At 44.9% G+C, this 437-nt stretch carries 1 protein-coding gene; it reads left to right on the top strand.

Features of this window, described 5'->3' with window-relative positions:
* The coding region (locus HR9077_RS00020; protein ID WP_210725810.1) for a hypothetical protein at nucleotides 1-263 on the top strand (263 nt) is incomplete at its 5' end.
* Nucleotides 264-437: the final 174 nt, after the last annotated feature.

Consider the following 437-nt stretch of genomic DNA (forward strand, 5'->3'; position numbering starts at 1 on the left):
GGCCTAAACCCATTGGCCAAATAACGGTTGAAGACATACGCACCCTGTTTTTAGAGCTAACCGAGGGCACGGTAAAGCTCGCCCAAAACGATGCAAAGTGGTGGCAATGGCTGCACAAACGCGTTGAAGGTAATGCCCGTGAGCTGGTTGAAAACCTGCTCCCGCACTTGCTTAACCACACCAACAAAAATCCAGACACCGCCGTAGACAAGCTGTTAGTCAATGGCATTTTTTCATCAGTACTTAATAAACCAGCGGTTTAAACGCTGTTTAAACATATTTTAAATAAGGATTTAATCATGGCATTTTCAATTAATTTAAACACTCCACGTTTTACCGCACGTTTAGCAGTAAACGACACGATTAGCACGCAACACATGCTGGCTGTACTTGCTGATAAACAAGGCTCAGGCGAGTTTATCGACAGCTGCAACGGC

Origin of the sequence: Modicisalibacter radicis, assembly GCF_900961225.1 — a bacterium.
In the GTDB taxonomy this organism is placed as follows: Bacteria; Pseudomonadota; Gammaproteobacteria; order Pseudomonadales; family Halomonadaceae; genus Modicisalibacter.